Source organism: Syntrophales bacterium, assembly GCA_030655775.1.
Lineage (GTDB): Bacteria > Desulfobacterota > Syntrophia > Syntrophales > JADFWA01 > JAUSPI01.
Genome location: JAUSPI010000193.1, coordinates 1 through 7,098 on the forward strand (window position 1 = coordinate 1; position 7,098 = coordinate 7,098).

The following is a 7,098-nucleotide window of genomic DNA, read 5'->3' on the forward strand; positions in this document are numbered from 1 at the left end:
AATTTATCAGTATCGAATTTTACAAAATCTTTAATATCAAAATCTTCAATAAAAAGGATGTCATCTACCAGGAAAAAGACTTTTTCAGCCGTGAGTGACTCAAGAAGATTGAGGAGATCTTTGCGGAAAGAATAATCATTACCCTGTTTTATGAACGAGATTTGATGGTTGGAAAATAATGAATTTATTTCCTCATATGCTTTTTGATGAGATGGGTCCGTTGTTTGGTATAAGACATAAAGTGGTACGGGTGAAGCAACCTTTTCGTGATATGTTGTCAGTAGTGCATGGAGCTGAAGGGCTCTGTTTTTTGAGAAGACAATACATTCAGCCTGGTATTCGCCGGATTTATCCACCCATTGAGTTTTTGATTCATATAGCGAAGCAAACGCATTTCTTTCCCACAGTAATGATGTGTCTTGAAGTGTGAGGTCAAAAGGTTTCAAAACGGAGTTGATGAATTTTCGCACAGTTAACATCCCCTGCTATGAACAACATTTTTTTATTGTTGATGCTATTTTGCGTTTTAGATGCCCTAACAAGCGAAATCTTGCAAAGCAAAAATCTCTTTCCTGGCGACAGGCAGCAGCATAGAGGCTGTTTTCGGGGTACGAGAGGGGACTCGGTATTCCTCCAACTCCATTTAAGGCAGAATCTATGACCTGCGCTTTCATTTCATATTTCCCTTTTCTACCAAGCTTAGGATAATAGGACATTGGGGCTTCCCGGTAAAACACATAAGGTTCCTCCGTAAGCCAGATTTCGCCAAGAGCACCGACACGGAGCCATAATTCATAATCTTCAGCAAAAGGTGGAGAAAGGGTTTCACTGAACAATCCTGCCTTTTCCAAAGCGGTTCGTTGCACAAGAGCAGAGGAAAGAATAATCCAATTTGCCCGGAGAAACGTTTCATAGGGTATTTGTCCGAAGGGAGCCTTGTCAAAATATATAGGCAACGAATGACTCTTCTCTTCTGTTCCGTTCCAGCGAAAACCGTTGCAACCCAGCAGCACACAATCCGACCGTTGTTCCAAAAATGCTACCTGCCGCTCAAGTTTTTCAGGCAACCAGATGTCATCATCGTCCAAAAAAGCAACATATTTTGCGCTTCCATACGTTATGGCACGATTCCTCGGAACTGCAGGAAATCCCGCATGTTTTCCAGGCAAATATTTAAAGCGATCGTCTTCCAAAAAAGGCTTAATAGCATCCAAAGTTTCTTTAGTCTCACCATCTTCCGCTATCCAGCATTGCCAGTTTGAAAAAGTCTGATCCTGCACGCTTTTAAGCGTTTCCGGCAGAAGATCACCGCGGTTATATGTTGGAATAATTATGTCAACAGTTATCCGGTTCATTTTAGATGGAATTGAACTCCTTCCTTGATTCAACAATCGTTTTGCTTTTTGTTTATATTGTTATGCTGTCAGTTTCCGTGTTAAGTTGCCACAATATGGTCATAATTGCAAATATTGTATAGAGAACAATTGCCTGCGGGCCGAACATTCCATCCGCAAACAATTCCTGTATGAAAACACCAATAAACGCAGCCATTATACAGATTCCCCAGTCTTTGATAAAATCATCTTTCCCGTATCGTATTATTTTCCAGCCAAGACGAACGAAGACAAAATAAATAAAGAGAAACAATGTAAGTCCTACAACGCCTGTTCTGACAGCTACGTCCGCAAAAGAATTATGAGGCGATTTAATAATCTCTCCTTTTTGCTGATATTGAGGGGGTATTTTTGCGTTATATTTTGCCAGATCAATAAAATCGCTATATCCATATGTCTCCATCCCAAATCCTATTCCGGTTATAGGATAATCTTTGATAATTTCTAAAGTTGTAAGATTTATACCTATTCTTATGTCATTCAAATTAGTATTTAACGAAAATCGTCCATTTAATCCTGGAACAGTTTTTACAGCTATCAAGGAGAAGATTATAAGGAAGACAACTAATAATCTGTTTCTTTTAACAAAAAACACAATAAGCGCAATAAATACCGCCAGCAATGAACCTCTTGACATTGTTAAATATGTTGCCATAAATGTTCCCAGAAGGCAAACAACAAGTATGGCCCTGAGATACCAGTTAGTCTCCAGTCTGAATTGACGCAGTGATAAAAGCATGGCAAATATGGTTACAAAGCCGATAAGATCAATGTTCATCATTTGCGAGAATCCAAGCCTTGTCGATATAAGGTTTTTCAATATGACGTAAAAATAAGTCAACCCTCCAATGGAAAAAATCGCGGCTGATATGATTATTATCCATGATAAAATTATGAGTCGTTTTCGGGAACTGAAAAAATTGATCAGGATGTAGTAAATGGCCAGATATTTAAGTAAATGTGCCCGGAAATCGTGAAGACTGTTTTCCGTATCAAGCGCAAAAAAAAGGCCAATAAATGCCCAGATTACAAAAAGCCCAAGAGGTAGGGTGAGTGGCGATTTGAAAGAAAAATCGGTCTTTTTACAAAGGATTAACAAGAAAACAATAAGTATAGAAAAATATAAACAGATTTCTTTGATAGCCGTTGTGTGTGGAAAAGGGACAAAAAACAGAAAAACGCCCATTAATACAGGGACACTATAATTTAGGATATAGTATATCTTTTCTTTGGTGTTTTGTTCATTAAATTGTGATGTAAACCCTGTAAATTTATCGATATACATAGAATATTTCCCGGAAAACTTTCAAAAGAAAGTAAGTTGCCCTTACCTCAGCAATCAAAAATAATCAGTGACTTGCTCATAAGGAAGATAGACATTATGTTTAAATTTTTCATATAATGCTGGAACATTACTAATGTTCTTATTTCTCAACGGTTTATATATATCAATATACGAATTTAATTGTGGCCATTTATCATCCCATATTTTTTTTATTTTGTTGTGCCAGTCATCAATATAACCGTCATAGCATCTTTCTCTTGATTCATTTTTTTCTGTTACCTTGTGATAATGCCAGACAAATGAATTATAGCTTACGGCTGTACACCCTCCGGCTAGAAAACAACGCACTGAAAAATCATTGTTTTCAAAGCAGGCTTTCCATTTTTCATCGAAATAACCAACTTTGTCAAAAATCGCCCTTCTCCAGAACATGACATTGAATTCAATTCCAAGACATCTAAGATAATCGTTGTGTTCTTTATTGAAAACCCTTCCTAAGAAAGATTGTCCTTTTTTTCGTAAATCACTTAAATCCACATTATCCGACCCAAAGTCTTCTTTCGGTTGCCAGGTTTGGTAACCAACGTCACTTTTATCTGTAAAAGGTGCCGCCTGGTAAACCTCTTGAATTTGCACTTTATTGTATAAGTCTTCATCCATTCCTGAGGTAATTATAACGTCTGATGTAATTAGTCCAATTACCGGAGACTTGCAGGTTCTTACAAAAAAGTTTATAGCTTTGCTTATTCCTATGTTTCTATTTAACAATATAGTTGAAAATCCATACTTATTTTGTTTTTCTAAAATCCATTTTTTATGATCAATCGTAGATCCTTGGTCCAGAAGGAATACATCACAAGTTAGATTCTTACTTTTCCTGTCATAAAAAGTGTCAATAGTTTCACTTAAAACATCTTGGGCGTATTGCTCACCTTTCGGGTTATAATCTAAAATCAAGTAAGATATATCAGGTATCATTGAACAATTCTTCCATTGGCCGCATTTTAATTGCGAATCAAATCCGTTGATTCCTTCTGGTATGTCGTATTAATGCCCCTGGATAAGTTCCCTATAATCCGAAGACTTTCTGATACTTTCCAGATCCCCGTCAGTTTTTATCAGGTCCCACTTGTCGTACCCCTTCTCGATGGCCTTTTTAAGCCACGACATGGCCTCATTGATATTATTCTGAAGTGCGTGCATGCAGGCCATATTATAGTAATTGTCGGCTTTATCGGGTTCAATACTAATCATTTTTCCGAAAACTGAGGCTGCCTTCGCATAATCTTTTTTCTGAACATAGACAAGAGCCAGATTGTTCAGAACAGGAAGGATATCCGGCTGAATTGACAGAGCCTTTTCATATTCATCAATGGCAGATTCTAATGCCCCCATCTTATAATACATATTCCCTTGATCATAATGGTATGCAGGATTACGCTGCCCTGTCGGTGGTTTTAATCTTAAAGTTTGTGTTTTTTCGACAGCTTTTTCCTTAATTGTCAAGGCCTTTTTTAGATTTTTCTGCGCCTCCATGAAGTCCGGCTTCAAACGAACGGCCTCACGAAAATGGTTTATTCCCTCAACTATTTTACCTTCATGCATCAAGGCATAACCAAGATTGTTGTGCGCCTCTGCCAAGGAGGGATCGATCGTCACGGCTTTGGAATAATATTCAATTGCTTTAGGCCGCATATTCTGCTGTGAAAAAACGCAACCCATGTTGTAGTAAGCATCTGCAGAATCAGGGTTTATCCTCATTACTTCTGAATAATGTTTCAGGGCTTCAGAAAATCTATTCAGACTTAACAGCACGTTACCCATGCCAATATGTGCTCCTTCCCTGTCAGGGTCTATTAGCAACGCATCGGAATAGTGTTTAATGGCATCGGAGCTATTTCCCTTTTCCAGATAAGAATTCCCAAGATTTACGTGTGCCCTAACATGATTATGCTCTATCAGCACAGTTTTATGATAATGCTTTATGGCCCTATCTATATTACCCTGCCGCGTTAAAACATTTGCTAAATTGTAGTGCGGTCTTGCCTTCCCTGGAGATTTCTTTATACAATCTTCCCAGAGGGACAGTTCACTGCCCCAAACCTTGTTTCTTTCATACGTCCAATAGGAAAAAACAAGCGTTACAACACACAGCAGTGAAAGAATAACCCGTTTCTGTTTTACATATCGGCAGACTAATGTAGCCACCATCATGCTTACAAGCATGGAAGGTAAATAGGTACGGTGTTCGAATGCAATCTCAAGCCCTATAACCGAGGATTCGATCACCAGGTTACCAAGAAACCACAGGACACAAAAAGATAAAAGCCGCTCTCTTTTAGCCATATATAACGCCAGTCCGATTAATCCTATAACAGACACGATGGAAAATATGGTGGTTACGGGATTAATCAGAGAACTGGAAACCGCAAAATGGTGATCCAGATTAAGCCGGGAAGGAAGAGGGAATGCCAGAAGGCTTATATAGTAAATTACTACCCGAAACTCTGTCAATACCCTCTGTGTCAGGGTAAAGCTGCGTTTGTCGTAATCGGACAATATCCTTTCCAGCGGATGGGCTCCCATATATACGACTGCCACAATTGTAAAAAGAATCACGATACCCGAAAAAAGGAGGAGATGACGCTTAAACCAGTCTCGATTTAAATCCTGGAAAAAATACCACTCGTACAGAAAGATAAAAAAGGGAAGTGTCGCAGCTATCTCCTTGGAACCAAGGGCCAATATTCCTGCAAGTACACAACCGGCCAACAATACCCATTTTTTCTCTTTTTTCTCTGTCAGACGGGCTTTTGCATACAGCAGAAAGGACAAGACATAAAACATTGCGGCCATGCTATTCATCCGTTGAACAATATAGGCAACCGACTGGGTCTGGATCGGATGAACAAGCCAGATAAGGACGGCAAAAAAGGCTATTAGCGAATGGTTGGAAAATCCCGTATGCGGATCGCGGGTTACAAATTGCGGGTTACCGGATGTGGGTTGCTGGCAGCTTGTTGATAATGTTGTTATATTCAGTGTAATTTTAATGAAAAAATAAAGGAAAAATCCTGTCATTATATGTATCAGGATATTGACGAGGTGATAACCCATGACATTATACTTATGGAAATAATAGTTAAGAGCAAAGCTGGCGTGGGCTACCGGACGATTATTATATGGGTTTTCAACTATCTTTTCTTTAATGCCTTTGAAGGTAAGTTCAGTTAGGCGAACATGTGGATTATCCCGAATATTTTGCTGATCATCAAACACAAAAGGAGCTTTCAGTATGTTTGAATAGATCATGAAAACAAGAACCGCCATGACCAGTAACATCAAACCTTCGCGCATATGTCCAAAGGAACCTGCAAGCGGCTCTGGTGAATTAATTTTACTCATAAGTTCTAATACAACTCATCTTTTCCGTATTACAAAAAACCTACATTGATGCTCTCGTAAAAAGTCAGTCATACCCGCGTAGACGGGAATCTATAAACGGCTAAACATTTGAAAAGGCTGGATTCCCGTTTTCACGGGAATGACATAATTGTGCACATTTTGACTTTTTGCGAACTTGTCCACATTAAAGAAATGGAAACTTTGTGGGTTCTTTTTAAGAAAGCTTTATTTATATCCATTCGGATGTTTGCTATGCCATTCCCACGCTGAGGCGACGATTTCTTCAAGTTTAGCAAACTTTGGTTGCCAACCGAGTTCCTGATGAGCCAGATCTGAAGAAGCTATAAGAACTGCCGGATCGCCGGGCCGTCGGGGGGCAAATTCGAAAGGAACACTTTTGCCGGTTACGGATTCCACCGTTTTAACTACCTCCAGGTTCGAAAACCCCTGTCCATTTCCCAGGTTATATCTGCCGCTGGGATGTTTCTCCAGGTTTTGCATAGCCTGAATGTGAGCTTGAGCAAGATCCAGCACATGTATATAGTCCCTGATGCAGGTACCGTCTTTTGTCGGGTAATCGTTGCCGAATATCTGCAGCCTTTCACGCTGTCCACGCAATACCTGCATAATTACCGGAATGAGGAGAGTCACGTTGCGTTTCGCATCACCAAATCTTTTACTCGCCCCGGCGGCATTGAAGTACCGCAAGGCGTTAAACTTGAGGCCGTAGGCTCTATGGTACCAATCCAAAATTCTTTCGAACATCAGTTTAGACTCCCCATAGGGATTAACCGGAAGCTGGGGATGTTTTTCGTCAACCGGGATGTACTGAGGTTCGCCGTAGATAGCAGCAGTTGAGGAAAAAATCATGCGACGACAATCGAACTCCCGCATGACATCCAGAAGGGTAATTCCATTTACCACATTGTTGTTAAAAAACTGACTTGGGTAAACCATCGAAGATCCTACTCTCGTATCTGCTGCAAAATGTATGACTGCATCAATTACGTGCTT

At 39.6% G+C, this 7,098-nt stretch carries 6 protein-coding genes; all 6 read right to left on the bottom strand.

What is annotated here, in order from left to right:
* The coding region (locus tag Q7J27_10435; protein ID MDO9529560.1) for a hypothetical protein at positions 1 to 470 on the bottom strand (470 nt) is incomplete at its 3' end.
* Positions 471 to 485: 15 nt separating this feature from the next.
* Positions 486 to 1,355, bottom strand: coding sequence for a glycosyltransferase family 2 protein (locus tag Q7J27_10440; GenBank protein MDO9529561.1), 870 nt, complete (start codon positions 1,353 to 1,355; stop codon positions 486 to 488).
* A gap of 52 nt (positions 1,356 to 1,407) precedes the next feature.
* Positions 1,408 to 2,175, bottom strand: coding sequence for an O-antigen ligase family protein (locus Q7J27_10445; protein MDO9529562.1), 768 nt, complete (start codon positions 2,173 to 2,175; stop codon positions 1,408 to 1,410).
* Between the two features lie 558 nt (positions 2,176 to 2,733).
* A complete protein-coding gene (locus tag Q7J27_10450; protein MDO9529563.1) occupies positions 2,734 to 3,657 on the bottom strand; it encodes a glycosyltransferase in 924 nt (307 codons plus the stop codon).
* Between the two features lie 69 nt (positions 3,658 to 3,726).
* On the bottom strand, positions 3,727 to 6,084 hold the full coding sequence (locus Q7J27_10455) for a tetratricopeptide repeat protein (protein MDO9529564.1): 2,358 nt from the start codon (positions 6,082 to 6,084) through the stop codon (positions 3,727 to 3,729).
* A gap of 225 nt (positions 6,085 to 6,309) precedes the next feature.
* Positions 6,310 to 7,098: UDP-glucose 4-epimerase GalE (gene galE / locus Q7J27_10460; protein MDO9529565.1), on the bottom strand; the 789-nt coding region annotated here is incomplete at its 5' end.

What these genes read in the sequence shown, in the direction of transcription:
- Q7J27_10440 (MDO9529561.1), bottom strand. Translation starts at nt 1,355, where the DNA reads ATGAACCGGATAACTGTTGACATAATTATTCCAACATATAACCGCGGT.
- Q7J27_10445 (MDO9529562.1), bottom strand. Translation starts at nt 2,175, where the DNA reads ATGATGAACATTGATCTTATCGGCTTTGTAACCATATTTGCCATGCTT.
- Q7J27_10450 (MDO9529563.1), bottom strand. Translation starts at nt 3,657, where the DNA reads ATGATACCTGATATATCTTACTTGATTTTAGATTATAACCCGAAAGGT.
- Q7J27_10455 (MDO9529564.1), bottom strand. Translation starts at nt 6,084, where the DNA reads ATGAGTAAAATTAATTCACCAGAGCCGCTTGCAGGTTCCTTTGGACAT.